This is a genomic window from Labilithrix luteola (genome assembly GCF_001263205.1).
GTDB classification, from domain to species: domain Bacteria; phylum Myxococcota_A; class Polyangia; order Polyangiales; family Polyangiaceae; genus Labilithrix; species Labilithrix luteola.
Genome location: NZ_CP012333.1, coordinates 1,526,468 through 1,545,381 on the forward strand (window position 1 = coordinate 1,526,468; position 18,914 = coordinate 1,545,381).

Below are 18,914 nucleotides of genomic sequence, written 5' to 3' on the forward strand. Positions count from 1 at the left end.
ACGGCCTAGGTGCGGGCCGCGCGGGCGCGGGCCAGGATCTCGTGGACGATCTCCGTCTTGGCGTCGGCGTAGTTCTGCATGAAGCGCCACTCCCGCTTCGCGAGCTCGCGCTTGTTCGCGGCGTAGAGCTCGCGCTCCTCGGCATTCGTGCGCAGCCAGTCGCGGAAGAGGAGCATCTGGTCGATCTCCGTGCAGCCTTCGGGGAAGACGTGGAGGTTGACGTCCGTGTCCGGGCCTTTGAAGAGTCGATGCTCGAACCAGTCCGGTTCGCGAATGCGGAGCACGTAGCCCGCCGCTTCCATCGGAGGCACGTAGGCCGACTCGTCGGCCGAATTCGGCACGGCGAGAATCATGTCGATGATGGGCTTGGCCGGGAGGCTGGGTACCGACGTTGAGCCGGCGTGCTCGAGGAGGCGCACGCGGTCACCGAGAATGCTTCGAATCCTCGCATCCTCACGCGCGAAGAGCGACGGCCACGCCGAATCGTAGTCGACCACCACGATCTGGCTCGTCAGCGGCTTCAGTTCGCCGATGGTGTAGGCGCGAATTTCCTCTTCCGTCTTGGCCATGCCTCCCCTTGGCACGGGCTCGGCACGGCTTCAAGGCGGCCCCTCGGTCGGCTGCAGCCCGACCGTTACTTGACCGGTATCTCCACCTTCGTGATGGGCCGGCTCCCGGTGCCGCCGGCATAGCCGTAGCTGGCGTAGTCGCCGGTGCCCCAGACGGTCAGCGAGAAAGGACCGTCGCTCTTCGCCTCGTGACGCCCGGGGCCGCATACGCCTGTCGCCGATGCGAAGTTCTTCGTGAGATCGACCCACGCATATTCGAACTCGCCGCCCTTGCCGAGCGGAGCGAACCCACCGACCTCACCCACGCAATCGAGCTCGACAGGCATGAATCCCTTGTCGGTCTTCCGCCGCACGAGCGTCAGGGTGCTATTCGGGTACGTGTAGTCCGCAAAGAACACGTAGTGATCGAGGTATTGCTCGGCCGGTACGACATTCACGAAGTCCGGGTCGCCATCGGACGTTCCGCTTTTGGCATAGTTGGCGCCGGTCATGTAGTGCGCGGCATAGAACGGATGATCCGCGTCCTGGCTGCGCACCAGCACGAGCTGGTCGGTCATGAAGGTGGCGACCTGTCCGGCATCGAGCGTCTCGGGCGCGCCCAGGGGTCTCGCTGGATCGTACGAGAGGACCGTACCGGAGGCTGCTCCTACGAGGCGGTACGGCACGTTCTCGAGCCGCGCGCCCTCGCGCGAATGATAGGGAACCAAGGCATAGGACGAGCCCCACTGCGAGATCGGCGCGATCTGCTGCTGGAGTGCGTCGCACGCATCGAAGTCCTTGCTCGGCATTCGCGTGCAGCGATTCCCTCCGAACATCCCAATCGGCTTGTCGGACTCGATGGCGCTGCCTGTCAGCTCCTCGACCTGGACGATCTGCAATACCTCGCCGCGCCCCAGCTTCCAGGTCAGCAGCTGCCCCGCCGCGCCGCCGACCAGTCCGTTTCCGTCGGCCACGTCGACCTTCGGACGAATTCGAACTTCGGTATCCGGCTCGGTAGCAACCACCTGGAGCGTTGGATATCCGAAGACGTGGTAGCTCGGATCGGAGATGTACGTCCACGCGTTGATGGCGAGGTAATTCGTGCTCCAAGCCGACGTCGGCAGGAGGAGGGTGGCGGTCGGAAAGTACGTCGAAGCGCCGCCGTATGGATAAATGGAATATGCGCTTACGGGTGCATCGGTGGTGATCGAGAAGGCCTTCGTGCGGCCGGTGCCATGGTAGCTGGGATCGCGATCGTAGGCCCCCACGGCTCCGGCAGGGCACCGCGAGAAGTACGCGTCACCGCTCGCGGCTTGCTGTTGCGAGAGGAAGACGACGGCGACCTCTCCGGACGGAAGTGGGCCGTCGAGCTTGGTATACGTGGGAGTCGTCCCCTTCATTTCGACCGTGAAGATCGACTGGGAGAGATCGAGCGGACTCTCACCAAACGCGGCGGTGACGTTGACCGGGCGATCCCACGTATTCGCCACCATGGCCGCGAAGCAGGAGCCCTGACCGTAGATCTCGTCGGGTGGAAGGGTCCAGAAATGGCAGCCGGCCGAGCCCTTCGAGACCTCCGCCGCGGTACAAGCATCGACGCACGCCCCATCGGCGCAGCCTTTGCCTTTGCCGCACTCCTCCACCACGTCGCCGGTGCAGTTCGACAGCACCTTCTTCATGTCGCGCGAGCAGACGAGCCCTTCGCAGGAGGACGCGTCGAGCGGTCCGGCCTCGCTTGGAAGGATCTTGTCGGGTTGCGTCTCCGCGAATTTCCGGTCGCTGCTGGCACACGCGATCGTCGTGATGCCCAGAGCGAGAATGGAACCGCATATCCCTGACCAAGAGCGACGACTCATCATTCGCGTACAGCTTTCAATCGAAGTGGACCGTCACAGGCACCGGATGGCGCTGCTCGTCCGCGGTTCCTTGCCCGAGCTCACCGAAGGAATTGCTTCCCCAGCACTGAACGGTGCCGCCCTGGATAAGCGCACACGTCGTCGACTGACCGACGGCGACGCTCACGACGCGTCCGGCAAGACCTTTGGTCTCGACCATCCCTCGTGACGAGAGCGGCGCCTCCGCGTCCGTATCTCCGGTACCGCTCTGGCCCTTGTCGTCAGCTCCGCAGCACTGGACAGTTCCGTCATCCATGCGCACGCACGTGCGGAAGTAGCTGACGCCGACCTGCTGCGGGCGCGCATCCCCCTTGGTCCTGATCTCGACCGGGCTGCGCGCTGCGTCAGCGACTCCCGTGCATGCCGCCTGGCCGTCGCGTCCCCAGCAATAGAGATGTCCGTCGGCGACGGCGCAAATATGGGTGAGCGTGGCCGAGGCACTGCCCACGTTGGACAGGCCGGCGACGGACACGGGAATGGGGCCGGGATACGCCACCATCTCCGTCGAACTGCCCCACGTGTAAAGCTGCCCGTCGTCGCCGATCGCGAACGCGACGGACCCCTCGGCCGACTGAGGCATCGATGCGCCGCCCGCGCGAACGACCTTCGGACAACCGCGCGTTCCGGGCGTACAACCCGCGGAAAAGTCCGTGAGGCCTGGACCGAGGTACACCCCAGTCTCCTTTCCGCGAGCGAGTTGATCGGAGTCGTTGCCTCCCCAGGCCCAGAGCTCGCCCGTCTCCTTGACCGCAAAGACAGCGCCGCGCATCGCGACGGCAACGTGGACGACACCGGTGATTTTGGCAGTCGTCGGGTCGTGTGGAACCGAGTCCTCCCAGGGCGGTTCGGTGGGAATTGCGCCGCCGTAGTTCGACCCCCAGCACTGCACCGTCCCGTCGTCGTGGCGCGCGCAATTCGTGTCTTCGCCCGACGCCACCTGCATGACGTTCGAGAGGCCCATCGACCTCGGCGCGAAGACCGGCGGCGTCCCCGCGTCGACGTTACCGAAGGCAAGGAACGCCTGACCCCAGCAGTGCACTGTGTGATCGGAGAGGAGCGCGCAGAAGTGGTTGTCGCCCGCCGTGATCTGCGTGACGCAGGGATTGGCGGTGCAGGTGACCACTTCGTCCGAGCCGTCGAAGGGCTCGCGTGCGTCCGCAGCCGCGTCCGTCTCGACGGGCGGCCCGCTGTCAGGCAAATTCGCGGTCGCCTCGGGAGCCGCGTCTTCGTTCGCGATGAACGCGCGTGCCGGTTCGTCGCTGCTGCACGCGGCGAGCGAGACGAGGGCGGACGCCACTCCGCCGAGCGTCGCAGTAGCGAGGGAGAAGAATCGATATCGGCGCATCATGACATTCCTCGTCACGGGCTGACTTTCAGGGATTTGCGGAGCGCAATCTCGGAACCGACGATCCACAAATCGTCACCGGGTTTGCCCCACATGCCCATGAGCGAAGCCGTGCTCGGCAACGCGTCGAGGGTCAGCGTCATGAGCGTCATGCGCGTCCCGTCCCAGTGGCGAAGTTGGCCCGAATCACCGCCAAGATAGACGTCGTCCGGGCGCGCTCCCCAGATCGCTCGCGTGTAGAGTATATTTGCACATCCCACTTGCCCAAAGCACGTGCCGAGCGTGCCTTTTGCCCAATCGAAGCCGTCGGTCTTGGACTTGCCGCGGAAGTAAGCGTCGAAGGACGCAGTGTTGGTCGCGTCGCTTCCGGCAATCCAGACGTCGTTCGGAGTCACCGACCGCACCGCCGTGAGCTCGGAGCCCAAGTAAGGAGTCGTCTCGAACGTGGGACTGCCGGCCTGGCTCCAGGTGCCGTCGGGGAGACGGTGCAGCGCCGTGGTGCCCGCTCCGTTGTTGCAGACGGAGTTCGCGCTGCACCCGTTGTCTTCGTTTCCACCAATCCAGACGTCGGCCGCGCTCGTGCCCCACACCTTGCGGAAGGCCATGGGCCGCGAAGAGATCGGATCGACATCCCATCCATCGGCGCCGCCGCTGCCTGCGCCCGCATAGTGGAGGATCTTGCCGTCGAACGAGAACCGATTCGTGCTCGAAGCGGCCCACACGTCGTTCGCTCCGGAGCCCCACAAAGAAACGATCGCGTCGCCGCGCACCTTGGTCCACGTCAGCGAATCCGACGTGGCGCCGGTGCCGTGGTAGAGGCCGTCGCGACCGCCCACCCAGAGATCGGTCGGACCGCTTCCCCAGATCGCGGAGAGACGTTTCGCGGCGAGCGTCTGCTTCGTCCAGGCCTTGCCGTCCCATCGCAAGAGGACGGCGCCGGCATCGAGCGAGGTCTTGTCGTCGGCGCCAACGGCCCAGACGATTCCCGTTCCGTCGCCCCACACGTCCGCGAGCCACGACTTCGCCGGCAGCTCGGTGTGACAGAAACCGTCGTTCGAGCACGTGCGAACGTCCGCATCGGCGTCGCCTCCCGCATCGCCACGAGAAGCGTCCGCATCGGAGGCCGCCTCCGCGCTCGCTTCGGGCACCACAGATCCGGCCTCCCCAGCGTCGAGCCCGGTATTTCCGGTCTCCGGTGTGCTCCCGGAGTCATCGTCCCCACTCGAACAGGCGATCGCGGGAAGGAGCGCCGTCGCGCCGAGCACGACGGCCAAAACGGCAGTTCGTTCAGACACGCGGTTCATTTCGTCTTCGCTCCGGTGAAGTGGAGAGCCACGCCGGTACCAACCACCCAAACGTCGTTCGGACCGCTTCCCCAAACGCCGAGGAGGTCCGGCTTCGGACCGAGCGGGAAGGTCGCGGTCGCCTGCGTCCATTCCGCACCGTTCCAGTGGAGAAGCGTGCCTGCATCACCGACGGCCCAGATGTCCTTGGCCGACGAGCCCCAGACGGCACGCAGATCGCGTGTGGTGGGCGAAGAAACGATCTGCCAGCGCTGTTTGCTGTCGTTCGTCCAATGACGAATCGTTCCTTGGTCTCCGACCACCCAGACGTCGTCCGAGCTCGTTCCCCAGAGCGCACGCAGATCGGCCTGGGTGAGGGTCGATTTGACGATCGACCATTCCTCGGCGCCGCCGCTGCCGACGGGTCCCTTCGAGTGCCTCATTCCTCCGGACGGACCGGCAACCCAGACATCATTGGCGCTCGTGCCCCAGATCGCATTCACCGCGAGGCACGGGGGCTCGCGGCAGAACGTCGAAGCCGCGCTCCAGTCCGAATCCGTGCCCGAGTCCGGCCCTCGGTAACGCCACATGCTGTCAGGCCCGATGAAGATCGTCCTGTCGCCGCCGACGAATACCGCGTCAGGCCCACTTCCCCAGACGGCATTGAGCACGCCGCCCATACGGTTCGTGGGATCCGTCGGATCGAGGGGGCCCGTGAGCCCGAACGTCGCCGTGCCGCTCTGGAAGCCGTTTCCGTGCAGGATGACGTTATCGGCCGCGACGATCCAGATGTCGTGAGCCGAACTTCCCCAGACGGCGCGCAGCGTCTCCTTCCGCCCCGAGTCGATCTTGCTCCACTGCGTGCCGTCCCACCGGACGATGGCTCCGGCGGAGCCGACGGCCCAGACGTCATTCGCCGAGGAGCCCCATACGGAGGTGAGCGCGTAGCGCGCGTCGATGTTCGTGGGGACGGCGCAGAAGTCGGCCTGGTCGCAGCCGAGCACCTCGGTCGTGCAGCCCGCATCATCCGTGCAACCGGCATCGGCCGCATCGGCTCCGGAATCCACCTCGTTCGACGAGTCCGGCGCGCTGGCATCCGGAATCGTCGTTGTGTCTTGGGGAATGGGAGAGGCTTCGTCGGACGCCGCGCAGCTCACGGCGACAAACGAACCAGCCGTACACGCCAGGATCGCCAGCACCGGCAATTTGGTAGTCGAGAGCGAGAGCTTCATTGCGGCTCCTTCCCTCCGTCGCATTCGGTCATCGCGCACTTGCCCTCGATGCAGGGCTGGCCGGCCTGCGTGTCACAACGATTCCCGCACGCTCCGCAGTTCGCCCCGCTGTGGAGGATGTTCGTCTCGCAGCCGTTCCCCGGCTCGCCGTCGCAGTCCGCCCAGCCGTCTTCGCATTCGACGTCGCACAGGCCCTTCGTACACGTTGCCTTGGTGTGCTCGGCCCAGGTTTGGCACGCGTGGAAACACGCGCCGCAATGGTCCGGGGACGTCAAGAGATCGGCACAGGCCAGATTGTATTCTTGGGGCGAACCGCACATCGTCTCGGTCGGCTCGCACATGCACTCGGGAACACCGTCGCCCGTGCGATCGTCGCAGATCTGACCGGGCGAACACTTCCTCCCGCATTGGCCGCAGTTGTTCGGATCCCGAGGCCCGCCCTTGAGCGACACTTCGCAGCCGTCGGAGAGGTCGCCATTGCAGTCGATCCAGACGCTCCACGGATACTGCTGGCAGCGCTCCTTCCCGCAGACGCCCTTCACGCAGCCCCATTCCATGTTGGCGTGAGGCGCGCCGGCGTCGGCGGGGGGCGCGCAGAGATTGTCACATGCTCCGCAATTGGCGTTGTCGTTCTGGATGTCGACGCACGTACCATTGCAATCGACGAATCCGGGATCACATCCGCACTTCCCACCGAAGCAACGAACGCCGGGCGCGCATGCGTTTCCGCATTTCCCGCAATTGTTCGGATCGTGGAAGATGTCGATCTCGCAGCCGTCCTCGATCTGCGCGTTGCAATCGGCGAACTGCTTGTCGCCGGCCCACGAGGTCTCCTTCTTGCACTGGGGCTGACACGCCCCGGCGATGCAGGTCGAGATCATGTTGAGGTACGGGAACGACGTCGGACACGCCGCGCCACAGGCGCCACAGTTCTTCGAGTCGTTCGAGAGATTCGTCTGGCAGGCCGGACCGTCCCCACACGACGCATAGGGCGCCGGGCACGTCGTGGCGATGCACATCTCGGCTTTGACGGGCGGCGTGATACCGGCCTCACCGCCGTCTTCGGCGGGCGGCGGGGTGAACGTCTGCTGGGGCGCAGACGCGTCAGGCGTCGTGCCGACCACGACGTCGTCGGCAATCGGCGCGGCACATGCGAAGGCGACGCCCGAGACGAGAGCGAGCCAAAACAGAGTCTTCCCAACGCGGCCGATCATCGGGCCTCCAGAGACGAAAGGAGCGAGCGCACGCGCGCGCCGTAGGGGCTATCGGGGTACTTGGCGAGAAACGCCTTCGCGAGGACGCGGGCACGGTCACGATCACCGCCGAGCGCGATGGCTTCCGCGCGCATGGCGCTCGACTCCACGGCGAACTGCCCCGAGGGGAACTCGGCGTCGTACGCGTCGAGCGACGTGAGACAGCTCGCCGGCGCACCGCTCGAGAGGGCTCGACGTGCGGCTGCGATGAGCTCCACCTCGCGACGCAAGGTGCCCTTCGACGACGACGCCGTCGCCGGGTTCCGCCCACCCTTGGCCGCTGCACTCGAATCCGCAGCGACGCTCGGCAGATCGTCGATCGACATCGACGGAAGGCTTGGCGTCGCGGGAGCAGGCATCACCGGATCGGGCGTCGTCGGTGCGGACGTCTTTTGCGCGACCGGCACAGGCGCCTGGGGCGCTCCGGACGGCGTCGTGCTCCCCAAATACGTCCAGAGCGGCACGGCCATCGCGAACACGAGCAGGCCCGTTCCGACGACGGCCAGTCGCGTTTTGCGGCTCGCGAATCGCGTTGCACCCGCAGTCGTCGCAACGGCCGCACTGGGCGGGAGGTCGCGAAGCAGCTGCTCGAGCGCTTCGTCGCGCGGTCCGTGCTGAGCGTCCGCCGCGACGATCTTCGCGAAGAGTTCGTTGTCTTCGAGCAATCGACGGGGCGATGTCACCGTCCACCTCGCATGCGTTTCTGGAATTTCTGCAATCGAAGTTCGAAGTCCGCGCGTGCACGTCTGAGCCGTGACGACACGGTCCCGAGGGGGACCCCCAGGATGGTCGAGATCTCGGTGAGGGACTGCCCTTCGATCTCGAACAGAATGAAGACGGTCCGCAGGTCGTCGGTCAGCCCATCGAGCAACCGAACGAGCACGTCGTATTCTTGTCGCGTGCCGAGGGAGTCCTCGGGCGTCGAGGTCGACGCGGGCTCCATGGCCTCGTCGTCGGGATCGTCGGCGAGCTGTTCGCGCCCGTGCTTGCGGCGAAGCTCGCGCGCCACGTGGACGGCCGTCCCGAACAAGTACGACTTCTCGCGACCGGGCTGGACCTCGCCGAACTTGCGCGCGGCGACGAGGAAGACCTCCTGCGTTGCGTCGTCGAGCGAGCTCGTGGGAACGCCGAGGCGTCGTAGAAAACGCCAGACGTTCGCGAACTCCGCTTTGGCCGTCGCGCGCAGCCGGTCGTCGTCCTCTCGACTCCTCTGCATGGATTCGAACGCACCTACCACGACACCTGGCGAGGCCACGGTCGTGGGGGCGGAAGCAGCAACCATCGTTGGTTGACGCGACTCGCCCCAGGTTTTGATCACATTTGTTTTAGAACCGCCATCCGCCGCCAAATTCGGCCGAAATGCCGAAACGTGGCGCCTCGGTGACGACACCATCGGGCTCGAGACGGAGTCGATCGCGCGTCAGTGGGATCCAAGCACCGAGATCGGCAAAGGCGAAGGCGTGCGCACGCATCTGCCAGCGGAACCCGAGAGCTGCACCGTAATCGAGCCAGAGTCGCCGCGTGGTTCCACCCTCGGCGCCGCCTTTCGGCATCGCGGAAAGGGCGCCCACGTCCGTGCCAAAGCACAGCTCGGAGGTCAGACGGTCGACGACCGTAACGCGTGCGGGACAAAGCTCGAGCGCTCCGGCCGTCCACCACACGCTCGCTTCGCTGTCGCCGACACTGGCGGTTCTCGGCAGGCTCTGTTTCGCCCCGAGCCGAATCGTGGGACGAAGCCAGGAAAGCCGTGCGAAGGGCGGCTCGAACGAGGCCTCGGCGAAGGCACCGAACACACCGAGCGTCGAGGACACGGCGCCATTCACGCCGCCGTACAACCCCACCGCGAAGACCACCGGCCGTGGAGGCGGAGCGGGAGCTGGTCGCGACCGTTCGGACGGTCGTGGCGGCGGAACGCTCACGGGGGGCGCGGGCTCCGGCTCGGAAGGAGGCTCCTCGCGAACCTCGACGTTGGCCTCCTTCTCGGCCGTCTCGGGAGGAAGCCCCGCATGGGGATCGAGCGCGGTCGCGACGGCGACGACGAGTCCGAGCACGACGTCGTCGCACGTTTCTCCGCGAATGCTGCGTGGTCCCGTACCTTCGCCGACGTCGAATGCACCGACCCATGCGCGCCCTTCACGCGCGATGCGGATGTCGAAATGGCGCGCGTCTTCGCCCTCGGCGGCCAGTCGGAAGTGCGGCGTGTACTGCGTGATTCGTCCGAGCAGCTCGACTCTCGACGGACACGTGCGGGGCGCGCTGTACGCGAGCGTCACCCCCTCGAGGGGTCGCTCTTCGAGGGCATGCGCGTGCGACGCCGCGAGCAGCCCCCCGATCGACGTGACCCAGCCGGCCGCGGCCACGAGCGCGTTGAGCCGAAGGCGGGCCACGAGGGCGAATCATAATCGGCCGGGTCGCAGGACCGTAGCGGATCGTCGAGGAGGGCTAGCGCGAGGGCACCTAGGGGTGCTCGCTCGCGCTTGGCTTGGTAGAGCTTCGATCGGCGCTCGCCGGCGCTTTCAGAGAGAGCGCAGGAACGCGAGGAGAGCCTCGCGATCCTCTCGGCTCGCGCTTCGGAATCGTTCGCGCGACGCCGTCGCCTCTCCACCGTGCCACAAGATGGCTTCTTCGAGACCTCGCGCTCGACCATCGTGAAGCAGCCTGTCGTGGCCGTTCACGGTCTTGAGCAGACCGATGCCCCAGAGCGGGGGCGTCCGCCACTCGGTGCCCGTCGCCTGGTAGTCGGGGCGATTGTCGGCGAGGTCCGGTCCCATGTCGTGGAGCAAGAGGTCGGTATAGGGATGGATCGTCTGCCCGCTGACCTCCGGAAGGCCGTCGAACGACGCGGTACGGAACGTCGTCACGTGGCACGTCGAACAACGGAAGGAATCGAAGAGCGCTTCGCCGTGCAGCGCCGTCGGATCCGACACGGCCCTCCGCGCCGGCACCGCCAGCGTGCGCATGTAGAAGACGACCGCGGCGAGCTTGTCGTCGTCGATCTCCGGCGAGCCTCCGGACGGAGCGTTCTTGCATGCCTCCATCGGCGCCGTGCACGTCTCTTCCGGAAACGGCGTCGAGGTGATTCCCATGTCACCAACGAACGCGCCCGCCGTTTGTTGGTAGACGGTGGGCACGTTGGCCTTCCATCCGAAGCGGCCAATCGCCGTTGCCTTCTTCGTGACGTCCCAAACGTGATTCGGTTTCCCGACGACGCCGTCAGGATCGCCATTTCGAACGTTCGCGAGCAAATCGTTCTCGGAAATGGCCTCGAGCAACCCGAGGCCGATCGTCGCCGGAGCCACGCGCGGGGAAATCATCAGATCGGCCGAAGGCGGGCCGTAATTCCAACCTTCGACCGAATAGCGCGGCACCTGGAGGCTGTAGGGCGTGCCGTCGGGATACGTTCCCGGCTTTTCGTCGTACGACACTCGCGGGGTGCCATCGCCTGGAACGCCGAGGATGCCATTCGGCCGAACCTGACCGCCGTACGTCGGATCGCCGAGCGGCCCGCCGTGCTCGTCGGCGCCCGGCACGCTCAGACGAAAGAGCATGCCGAGCAGGTTGTTCTGAGCGTCGAACGGAGCCGCGCGACCATCACGCGCATGACATCCCGAGCACGATCGCTGGTTGAAGAGCGGCCCGAGACCATCCATGTCCTCGGTGGTGGCCGGCGCCGTCACCCAATTGCGCGTGAAGATGGCGTGGCCGAGATTGAAGCCGTTCGCCCGGTCCCCCTTCAAATTCGCGGCTTGGTTGCCATAAGCGTCTTTGGTTGCGTCGAAGACCGTCGTGGCTCCTCCCGAGAAAGGATCCGCCGAGGGAGGCGCGTCCGGAGACGAAGTTTCGCTCGCGCACGCGGCAACGCCTGCGACCACGAGCATCGAGAGACCGAGCGCGGTGGCTTTCACTGGTTTTCGTCCGGAATCTTGATCGAGAGTCCAAGGACCGAAGCGGCCTCGGCGAAGAGGTCGCCCTGCGCGCGGAGCGAGTCCACGGCGGCGGCGATCGCCTTGCGGCCCGGCGAGGCGTCGTCGCCGACGACGGAGGCTTCGAACGGCTTCGGAACGGCGACGATCGCGTCGATCGAGGTCTGGAGCTGCTTCTGGATGCGCGCGTCCAGAGCGGCATCCTTCGCGCGCACGAGCTCGTCGAGCCCGGGGCCGTCGGTCGTGCCGTATTTACCGAGATACATGCCCTGGATGCCGCGCGCGTCACGCTCGTAGTCGACGAGCGTCTGGCTGCTGAAGCAATCGTGCTGATCGCGCCGCGACTTCGTCTCGTAAGCCGCGTTCATGCGCTGACCGGCAAGCTCGCCTTTGCTCATCTTGCCGAGGCCGGTGATGATGAGCCCCACGGACGCCATTCCGCCGCCCACGAAGCTCGTGCGATATTCGGCACTCGGGGCCCACGCGTCGCGCACCGCCGTGAGGTGCTTGAGAACACCCGATACCGCAACACGCAAATAGACTGCGCGCCGATCGGCATTCTTGCGCGGGCCGCCCGTCACGTAGTCGGTCGCCGGGCGCTTGCCAGGACCAACGGGATCGAGCGCCTGGCCCCAAAGCAAGAACTCGATGGCGTGATAGCCGTTGGAGATGTTCTGATCGCCGCCCTGGGCGTTCAGCGCGTCGACGGCCTCGATGGTGATGTCGGGCAGGAGGTCCGGGCGATTGATGAGACCGACGGTCTCGTCGACGGCGCCGCTCGCGTTGGTCGAGTAGTCGACATACGCCTCGTCGAGCGGCCAGGAGTTGAGGGTGGCTTCGTGGTTCGGCGGATCGATGTCGATCGGACCATCGTAGAAGCGCGCGCCTTCGGTCAGCAGGTAGTGTTCGCGCGACGCGAGCCAGGCGGTGCGAACGTCGGCGAGCGACGACTCGGTGGGCGCGCCCAGGAACTGCTCGACCTTCTGGCTGAAGGCCTGCTCGTCGGTCACCGAGTCCGAGTACGCCGCGTAGAGGTTGTTCGCATAGGTCTCGAGAACCGCGCTCTCCGAGACGCCGCCCGACGTCGACGTGGTGTCACTCGAGCACGCGCTGACGAGCGCGATGGCAACGACCAAACCCCCCGCAGATGCCGACAACAGACGCATGAAACGTTCTCTCCTGCAAGCGATATTGAAAGTAACTTTCAGTATCGTTACGGCAGGTGCGGGGCCGAGTCAAAGGAACTCGAGGTGTTTCGCGACAGACCGATCGACAGGGAAGCGGCCGACTCACGCCGTCGCGACGCGGTAGCCTCGCCGACTTTCCGTAACGATGTAGCGTGGTTCACTCGGATTGGGCTCCACCTTTTTCCGAAGATGAACCATGTACACGCGCAGGTAGCCGCCCTGGCCAGCGCAGTGCGGTCCCCACACCTCGGTCAGGAGCTCCTGGCGCGTCACGACCGCGCCCGCTCGCCGGACGAGCGTCGCCAGGATCTTGTACTCGATGGGCGTCAGCCGAACGACGTTCCCATCCACCGCCACGCGCCGCATGTCGAGGTCGACGACGAGCGCGCCCGTTCGAAACGGAGTCTCGAGTCTCGCCGGCATCACGTGCGTCGCGCCGCGTAATCGGCGGCGGAGGCGGGCCAGAAGCTCGTTCATGCCGAACGGCTTCGTCATGCAGTCGTCCGCCCCGAGATCGAGCGCGGCCACGACGTCGGCATCTCCTGGGCGCCCGGAGATGGCGATGATCGGAGCACGCGACCAGGTGCGAATCTCGTCGAGCACGCTCATGCCGTCGACGTCCGACAGCTCGAGATCGAGCAAAACGACGTCCGGGTTTCGCGTCTTCGCTTCGGCGACGGCCGCTCGACCCGTCGAAGCAAGAATGCTTCGATAGCCCTTGGCGCGCAACGCACTCGCCAGCTCGCGGCCCAGCCGTGCATTCGCCTCGACGAGAAGAACCAGCGGGCCCTCGACGGTTTCAATTTGTTCCACGGCCGACCAGCTGCCCCTTCCAGCGTATTTCTCCGGACGAATGCGCCCCGTTCATCGAGGACGGACGAAAAGTGCACGCGCCCGTCATTTCGCCGTGAACGAGCGACCTGCCACCGGAGAACAGTGGATCGGCGAGATCGAAATGCCGACGCGAACGCAGAAATGCCGATTCCAAGAGCCGTCACGCGAGTCCCGCGGACCATCCTGGTCATGGCCGCGCTCGCCTTCGGCTGGGCAGGCAAAGCACGCCGTGCGGAAGCGCAAGCCCGGCCGAACGCTTGCGACGCCGTCCGCGTGGGAGCAGGCAACGATTTGCCTCCTCCGTGGCAAGAGGCGGTCGAGGCGCTCCGTACGCGAGCGAAGACGCTTCCACGCGATGACTGCCAGGCCGTGGAGATCACCGTTCGTCGCGACGGCGATCGCGTGATTGCGTCGGCGTCCACCGCGGACGGAAGGCGAGCCGAACGCGCCATCCGAACCCCCTCCGACCTCGTCCCGGTCGCGCTGGGGCTCGTCGCTTCGATCCCTCCCGAGGAGGAAGAACGCCCCGTAGCGACGCGCGCAACGCCCCCGAGCTCCGTGGCGCCGGACGAGAGCAAGGAACCCGACGAGAAGAGTCGGCCACTGCCCGAACCAACGCCTCCGTCTCTCCGACTTTCACTCGGCGCGGCAACAGGCGTTCGCGCAGGCTTCCCGACGTCCGCTGGAATGTTCGAGATCGAAGGATTCGCGAACCTCCTTGCGCGCGACTGGGTCGTGTCCGCGAGCGTGCGTTGGGTTCCCTATGGTTGGCGCTTCACGCCGGGTCCGCCAGGCGAGCAGTACTCCTATCAGGAGGTTGCTCTCGGACTTGGCTTCGGGCGTCGCTTCACGGCGTCCTCTCTCGTCATCGATGCGATTGCCTCGACCGTGCTCGTCTCTTCGACCGAAAGCACGGGAGAGGGATACGACTCGGACGGCGGTTTCAAAGCGCAAGTAAGGCTCGACGCGGCGTTCCGACTTTCGCTTCCCATCACGAGGCACTGGAGCGCCGTTGCCGTCCTGGACGGCGAGCTCGATCCATTTCACGTAGCAGCACCGATTCGCTTCGATCCTGAGTCACCTCCGCTTCCCACGTGGACCATCGGCCTCCGCTTGGGTGCTTCGGGAGACCTGCTTTGATGCAGCGCTCGCCGAACCGCCGTGATCCGGTGCCTGAGTCGAGCTCGGACGCCGAGCTCCTGTCTGCCGTCGCACGAGGCGACCTCGGAGCGTTAGGCATCCTGTTCGATCGCCACCATGTCGACGTATGGCGCTTTCTCGGCCGCTATCTCGGACGAACGAGCGAAGACGTGGACGATATCGTCCAACAGACATTCCTCGAACTCCCCAAGATCGCCGGCGCATTCGACGGCCGCGCATCTTGTCGAAGCTGGCTCTATGGAATCGCCCTTCGACTCGCATTCCGACGACGCAGGAGCCTCGCGCGTTTGAGACGGATGGTGTCTAAACTCACCGAGACGTCGAAGACGACGGCAGGGCCGGATCCGGAGGCCATTGCCGAGGGACGTCAGGACCTGATGGCCTTCGAGCGCGCGCTCGGGGCGCTGGGCGACAAGAAGCGCGCGGCGTTCGTGCTGGTCGAAATCGAAGGACTCTCGGTCGACGAAGCGGCACGCGCACTCCAGATCCCTGCCGCCACGGTGCGAACGCGCACGTTTCACGCAAGGCAAGAGCTCCGAGCGAGCATGAGGAAGGCAGGTGCGCTGTGATGCCGAGCTGCAACCGCCTCTGGGAGGTCGACGCGCTTCGCGAGGGGCGCCTGGGAACCAGCGACGAGGAGTCGTTTCTCCGTCACCGTCGCACGTGCGAGGAGTGTCGTGCTCGGCTCTCCGAGGATGAGCGCCTGCGAGACCTCGGGCGTGCCCTGCCCGTCGTGGCCCCCAACGAGCTCGCCGCCCGTCGGATGCGAGGAAACATCCTCCATCGCTCGGCCGGCGCACCGACGACCCGCGGTCGCTCGAGGATGGCCCTTGCCATCACGGCGGCAAGCCTGGTCGCCATCGGCGCGTTCGCCGGTCATTCGCATTTCGCACGAAGGAATGCGATCTCCGAGAGACCGAACCTCGACGAAGTGCAGAGCGTCGTCATGCCAACCCCAGGCACGGACTGGCGCCGCGAACGCGACGGCAACGTCGAACGAATTCGAATCGGCGAAGGCACGGTCACCCTCGAAGTCCGTCACCAGACGCCCGGACGTCGCTTCTTCGTCGACACCCCCGACGCCGAGATAGAGGTCCGCGGAACACGCTTCGAGGTCGTCGTGGCCAACCACGCGACGCGCCGCGTCCGAGTGTTCGAAGGTCTGGTCGCGTTGCGCCGCCATGGTGACGAAGAACGTCGTCTGGGCGCGAACGAAACGTGGGAGTCGACGTTCGAGACAACGTCGATTCCGGCTCCGCCGACTCCCAGCGCCGTTGCCTCCACCGCACCCGCCCGGAAACCGAAGCCAAGCAGTCTCGCGGATGCAGGCACCGACGACACGACGTCGGCCGAATACCGACATGCGATGGATCTCTACGGCGCTGGCGACTACGAAAGCGCGGCGCGCGAGTTCCACGCATTCGCGGCTCGTCATCCGTCGTCGCCGGAATCGGAAGACGCGGCGTTCCTCGAAGCCGTCGCCCTGACACGAGGAGCTCGCGCCGACGCGGCGGCCGTGGTCGCCGAACGCTTCCTGAGCCGATATCCAACTTCGTTCCACGCCAAAGATGCGGCCATCATCGTTGCCCGAGCCGCACGTGTCCGAGGCGACTGTGCGAAAGCTCGCGAAGCCCTGACGCGATGGCCGGCGTCGAGCTCGGACGTCAGAAGTGCACTCGGCTCGTGCGCTGAACCAACGTCGGTCGATCGCTAGTTCGTGCCCTCGAATCGCGGACCGCAGTTCATCGAGGAAGCGCGTCGATCCAGTCGGCCAGCAGCTGTGTGCCCACGTCGTCGATGCGATGACTGACGAGCGGCGGCATCTGATAGTTTCCTCGCAAGTGCGAGACGAGCCACACGAGACTCTTGTCGTGTGCCCCAGGCGTGATGCGTCGAGCTCCGGGAAACTGCTGTGCGACGGACGCCGTCGTCGGTTCTTGCCCCACTGTCGCGAGGAAGATGTCGGTCGTCGCCACCGATGACGGCACCCCGGTCGTCGGCCAGAGCTCTCCCGCGCGCACGCGAAGGACCAGCTGCGTCTCTTCTCCGAGCCCACGCGCCGAATGACACGGCATTCCGCAATTGGCGTGGACGTAGCCGAGCGCCGCCGCCGCTTTGCCCGTTGCGTCCTCGGGGAGTGACACCGTCGTCGTGGCGGGCGGATGACTCAACGCACCACGCTGCGCGAGCTCCGTCAGCGTGGCGCCCTGGGCCGTCGGCAGCGCCAGCGCAACGGCTTCGACGCCGAGAAGCCGGTCGGAACCACCGTGATGGCACTTGTCGCAATCCTTCGTCGTCGGAATTTCGTATCCGCTCGCGAGAATGATGCCCTTGGGATTCGTATTGAGCGTGGCGTTCGCTCCGGTCGCGTCCCACACGTACGTTCCGGCTTCCCACTTGGTCTCGCGCTTCCAGAAGAGACGCGTTTCTACGAGCACCCCGTCAACGCGAAATTCCTTCCACGCCTTCGTTCCTACCGGGAACTTCCAGGCATCAAGATTCGACGTATCGATCGTCGATGACGGCGGCAGGTAGAGATATCGACGTTTCTCGGCGCCGTCGCTCCAGAGCGTTACGCCCGGCTGGTAGGGCATCACGTTCGATGCGTATTGTGTCGAGCTTCGCCCCCGGTAGAGCCCGGTGCAGAAGACATCCGTGGGGAGCCCCGCGTCGGGCTCGACGCACGCCGGATCGGGCTGGTCCTCCGATGTCGTGGACGATGAACTCGAACTCGAGCACGACACCGACATGCAGAGAGACGCGGCGAGAATCGCTCCCAGGCCGACCGTACGAGGACCGGGCGTCATTCAATCGTCCTTCGCGCCGGCGGAGATCCAGCTCCGAATCATGTCGAGTTGCTCGGGGGTGAGGGGGTCGCCGCCGAGCGGCATTCGTCCTCCACACGCCGGACTGGCGCTCAACTTCTGGAAGAAGAGACTCGCGTCGGGCTGCCCAGCGACGACGAGTGTTCCGCCAGAGCAAGAGTGACTCGCCGAGGGTTTACCGACGAGCGCGGCATAGGCACTCGCCTTGTCCTCACCCATCGAGAGGTTTCCGTTGCTCTTCTCGTTCGGCGGCAGGCTGTGACAGAAGTTGCATTGGCCTTTCGTGGCCAACGGAAACATCATCGCGTAGACGTCGGTGAAGGTCGACGGCTCGACGGACGACGAGGGTGACGAGGACGTCGAGCTCGAGCAGCCTACGAGGCCGAGCGCGACGACGAACCTCGACGCCCCGAACGCGCGCCGCCGCATCACGGGAGGCATTTGAAGGGCCCGTTGGCGACCGGGGGCAGCGTGTGGATGTACGTGGCAATGTCACGTGCATCGCCGTCCGTCATCTTGCCGTAGAGCTCAGCTCCACCCGGATGCGTACTGCAGAACGTTCGTCCGGTGCCCTTCTCCGTATTCGACTTCAGCGCCGCCACGAGATCGTCGACACTCCACGACGCAAGCCCTGTCGCATCCGGCGTGATGTTGGTGGACGTGTGCTCGGGCGCCCCGCGAACGAAGGTGTACTTCTTGCCGCCCGCAAAGGCCTTGGCGAGGTTCGGGACGTCCGCCTCGAGCTGCTCGGTATGGCAGTTCAGACAGGCCACGGCAGCGAGGTAGCGACCGCGCTCCGCCGCGGCGAAGTCCGGGCTGGACGAGGGCAGCGTGGTATGAGGGATCTTCGAATCGTCGACCGGCGGCGCCGGTGGATTCTGGTCGAAGTACGGATAGTCGGCAGGAACGACGTTGTCGTTCGCCGGCACCGTCCGGAGATACTGGATGATCGAGTCGACGTCGGCCCGTGTGAGCAGCGAGTATTCGGGATACGGCATGATCGGATAGAGCGCGATATGCTCGTCGTCGATTCCGACCGTGAGCGCTGTACGAATCTGCTCGTCCGACCACGTCGCAAGCCCTTCGGGATTGTGCGTGGTGAGATTTTCGGCATTCACCGTGATGACGGTGCCGTCCTTGTCTGCGAAATCGTACGAACGGCTGCCCGCGAGGTACTTCGTGAGGTCGGGCTTTCCATCCGGTCCGTTCGGCGTGTGACACACTCCGCACACCAGCACGTGGTCAACGAGGTACTGCCCTCGTTCGACCGTTCCCGTCGTCGCGGTGCGCGCGGCAGCAGCGTCGGCACCGGCATCACCGTTCGTCGTCGCGGGTGGGGAACTCGAGCTCGAGGTCGAACTCGCACAGGCCACGACGACCGCCGCCGCAAGAATGCCTGCAACTACGAATCCTGCGAAGGTCTTCATG

The 18,914-nt window shown here is 65.7% G+C and carries 18 protein-coding genes; 3 read left to right on the plus strand and 15 right to left on the minus strand.

Annotation, left to right across the window (positions count from 1 at the left end; genetic code table 11):
* Positions 1–5: 5 nt before the first annotated feature.
* The 12 genes from AKJ09_RS06910 to AKJ09_RS06965 form a co-directional block, all read right to left on the minus strand.
* On the minus strand, positions 6–569 hold the full coding sequence (locus AKJ09_RS06910) for a GrpB family protein (RefSeq protein WP_146646395.1): 564 nt from the start codon (positions 567–569) through the stop codon (positions 6–8).
* 65 nt (positions 570–634) lie between these two features.
* A complete protein-coding gene (locus AKJ09_RS06915; protein WP_146646396.1) occupies positions 635–2,407 on the minus strand; it encodes an IgGFc-binding protein in 1,773 nt (590 codons plus the stop codon).
* 13 nt (positions 2,408–2,420) lie between these two features.
* The gene (locus AKJ09_RS06920) at positions 2,421–3,791 is read right to left on the minus strand and encodes an RCC1 domain-containing protein (protein WP_146646397.1); all 1,371 of its coding nucleotides are present in this window, start codon (positions 3,789–3,791) and stop codon (positions 2,421–2,423) included.
* Between the two features lie 11 nt (positions 3,792–3,802).
* Positions 3,803–5,083 carry a hypothetical protein gene (locus AKJ09_RS06925; protein WP_146646398.1) on the minus strand — a complete coding sequence of 427 codons (1,281 nt, stop codon included), beginning with the start codon at positions 5,081–5,083 and terminating at the stop codon, positions 3,803–3,805.
* Between the two features lie 5 nt (positions 5,084–5,088).
* Positions 5,089–6,303 (minus strand): WD40/YVTN/BNR-like repeat-containing protein, encoded by a 1,215-nt coding sequence (locus AKJ09_RS06930; RefSeq protein ID WP_146646399.1) that lies wholly within the window; start codon positions 6,301–6,303, stop codon positions 5,089–5,091.
* The gene (locus tag AKJ09_RS06935) at positions 6,300–7,517 is read right to left on the minus strand and encodes a hypothetical protein (protein WP_146646400.1); all 1,218 of its coding nucleotides are present in this window, start codon (positions 7,515–7,517) and stop codon (positions 6,300–6,302) included. The genes AKJ09_RS06930 and AKJ09_RS06935 overlap by 4 nt, the downstream gene beginning before the upstream one ends.
* Positions 7,514–8,239 carry a tetratricopeptide repeat protein gene (locus AKJ09_RS06940; protein WP_146646401.1) on the minus strand — a complete coding sequence of 242 codons (726 nt, stop codon included), beginning with the start codon at positions 8,237–8,239 and terminating at the stop codon, positions 7,514–7,516. The genes AKJ09_RS06935 and AKJ09_RS06940 overlap by 4 nt, the downstream gene beginning before the upstream one ends.
* Positions 8,236–8,772 (minus strand): RNA polymerase sigma factor, encoded by a 537-nt coding sequence (locus tag AKJ09_RS06945; RefSeq protein WP_169927327.1) that lies wholly within the window; start codon positions 8,770–8,772, stop codon positions 8,236–8,238. Before AKJ09_RS06945 ends, AKJ09_RS06940 begins: the two co-directional genes overlap by 4 nt.
* A 109-nt stretch (positions 8,773–8,881) precedes the next feature.
* Complete coding sequence (locus tag AKJ09_RS06950) at positions 8,882–9,943, minus strand: hypothetical protein (protein ID WP_146646403.1); 1,062 nt, start codon at positions 9,941–9,943, stop codon at positions 8,882–8,884.
* A gap of 129 nt (positions 9,944–10,072) precedes the next feature.
* A complete protein-coding gene (locus tag AKJ09_RS06955) occupies positions 10,073–11,461 on the minus strand; it encodes a di-heme oxidoreductase family protein (protein WP_205633622.1) in 1,389 nt (462 codons plus the stop codon).
* Positions 11,458–12,645 (minus strand): imelysin family protein, encoded by a 1,188-nt coding sequence (locus AKJ09_RS06960; RefSeq protein ID WP_146646404.1) that lies wholly within the window; start codon positions 12,643–12,645, stop codon positions 11,458–11,460. The genes AKJ09_RS06955 and AKJ09_RS06960 overlap by 4 nt, the downstream gene beginning before the upstream one ends.
* Positions 12,646–12,768: 123 nt before the next feature.
* Positions 12,769–13,479 carry a response regulator gene (locus tag AKJ09_RS06965; RefSeq protein ID WP_240488406.1) on the minus strand — a complete coding sequence of 237 codons (711 nt, stop codon included), beginning with the start codon at positions 13,477–13,479 and terminating at the stop codon, positions 12,769–12,771.
* Between the two features lie 210 nt (positions 13,480–13,689).
* Here AKJ09_RS06965 and AKJ09_RS06970 point away from each other — a divergent pair, with 210 nt between their 5' ends.
* From AKJ09_RS06970 to bamD, 3 genes are read left to right on the plus strand one after another with little or no spacing between them, the layout of a single operon-like run.
* On the plus strand, positions 13,690–14,640 hold the full coding sequence (locus AKJ09_RS06970; RefSeq protein WP_146646405.1) for a hypothetical protein: 951 nt from the start codon (positions 13,690–13,692) through the stop codon (positions 14,638–14,640).
* On the plus strand, positions 14,640–15,230 hold the full coding sequence (locus tag AKJ09_RS06975) for an RNA polymerase sigma factor (RefSeq protein ID WP_146646406.1): 591 nt from the start codon (positions 14,640–14,642) through the stop codon (positions 15,228–15,230). The genes AKJ09_RS06970 and AKJ09_RS06975 overlap by 1 nt, the downstream gene beginning before the upstream one ends.
* The gene (gene bamD, locus AKJ09_RS06980; protein WP_146646407.1) at positions 15,230–16,375 is read left to right on the plus strand and encodes an outer membrane protein assembly factor BamD; all 1,146 of its coding nucleotides are present in this window, start codon (positions 15,230–15,232) and stop codon (positions 16,373–16,375) included. Before AKJ09_RS06975 ends, bamD begins: the two co-directional genes overlap by 1 nt.
* A gap of 28 nt (positions 16,376–16,403) precedes the next feature.
* Here the strand turns inward: bamD and AKJ09_RS06985 are convergent, their stop codons facing one another.
* The 3 genes from AKJ09_RS06985 to AKJ09_RS06995 are packed head-to-tail and all read right to left on the minus strand — an operon-like array spanning position 16,404 to position 18,913.
* Positions 16,404–17,468, minus strand: coding sequence for a hypothetical protein (locus AKJ09_RS06985; protein ID WP_146646408.1), 1,065 nt, complete (start codon positions 17,466–17,468; stop codon positions 16,404–16,406).
* Positions 17,469–17,927 (minus strand): hypothetical protein, encoded by a 459-nt coding sequence (locus AKJ09_RS06990; RefSeq protein ID WP_146646409.1) that lies wholly within the window; start codon positions 17,925–17,927, stop codon positions 17,469–17,471.
* The gene (locus AKJ09_RS06995) at positions 17,915–18,913 is read right to left on the minus strand and encodes a cytochrome c family protein (protein WP_146646410.1); all 999 of its coding nucleotides are present in this window, start codon (positions 18,911–18,913) and stop codon (positions 17,915–17,917) included. The genes AKJ09_RS06990 and AKJ09_RS06995 overlap by 13 nt, the downstream gene beginning before the upstream one ends.
* Position 18,914: the final 1 nt, after the last annotated feature.

Bases quoted from the DNA above. Each gene is read 5' to 3' on its own strand.
- AKJ09_RS06910 (WP_146646395.1), bottom strand. From the start codon at position 569: ATGGCCAAGACGGAAGAGGAAATTCGCGCCTACACCATCGGCGAACTG.
- AKJ09_RS06915 (WP_146646396.1), bottom strand. From the start codon at position 2,407: ATGATGAGTCGTCGCTCTTGGTCAGGGATATGCGGTTCCATTCTCGCT.
- AKJ09_RS06920 (WP_146646397.1), bottom strand. From the start codon at position 3,791: ATGATGCGCCGATATCGATTCTTCTCCCTCGCTACTGCGACGCTCGGC.
- AKJ09_RS06930 (WP_146646399.1), bottom strand. From the start codon at position 6,303: ATGAAGCTCTCGCTCTCGACTACCAAATTGCCGGTGCTGGCGATCCTG.
- AKJ09_RS06935 (WP_146646400.1), bottom strand. From the start codon at position 7,517: ATGATCGGCCGCGTTGGGAAGACTCTGTTTTGGCTCGCTCTCGTCTCG.
- AKJ09_RS06945 (WP_169927327.1), bottom strand. From the start codon at position 8,772: ATGCAGAGGAGTCGAGAGGACGACGACCGGCTGCGCGCGACGGCCAAA.
- AKJ09_RS06960 (WP_146646404.1), bottom strand. From the start codon at position 12,645: ATGCGTCTGTTGTCGGCATCTGCGGGGGGTTTGGTCGTTGCCATCGCG.
- AKJ09_RS06970 (WP_146646405.1), top strand. From the start codon at position 13,690: ATGGCCGCGCTCGCCTTCGGCTGGGCAGGCAAAGCACGCCGTGCGGAA.
- AKJ09_RS06975 (WP_146646406.1), top strand. From the start codon at position 14,640: ATGCAGCGCTCGCCGAACCGCCGTGATCCGGTGCCTGAGTCGAGCTCG.
- bamD (WP_146646407.1), top strand. From the start codon at position 15,230: ATGCCGAGCTGCAACCGCCTCTGGGAGGTCGACGCGCTTCGCGAGGGG.
- AKJ09_RS06985 (WP_146646408.1), bottom strand. From the start codon at position 17,468: ATGACGCCCGGTCCTCGTACGGTCGGCCTGGGAGCGATTCTCGCCGCG.
- AKJ09_RS06990 (WP_146646409.1), bottom strand. From the start codon at position 17,927: ATGCCTCCCGTGATGCGGCGGCGCGCGTTCGGGGCGTCGAGGTTCGTC.
- AKJ09_RS06995 (WP_146646410.1), bottom strand. From the start codon at position 18,913: ATGAAGACCTTCGCAGGATTCGTAGTTGCAGGCATTCTTGCGGCGGCG.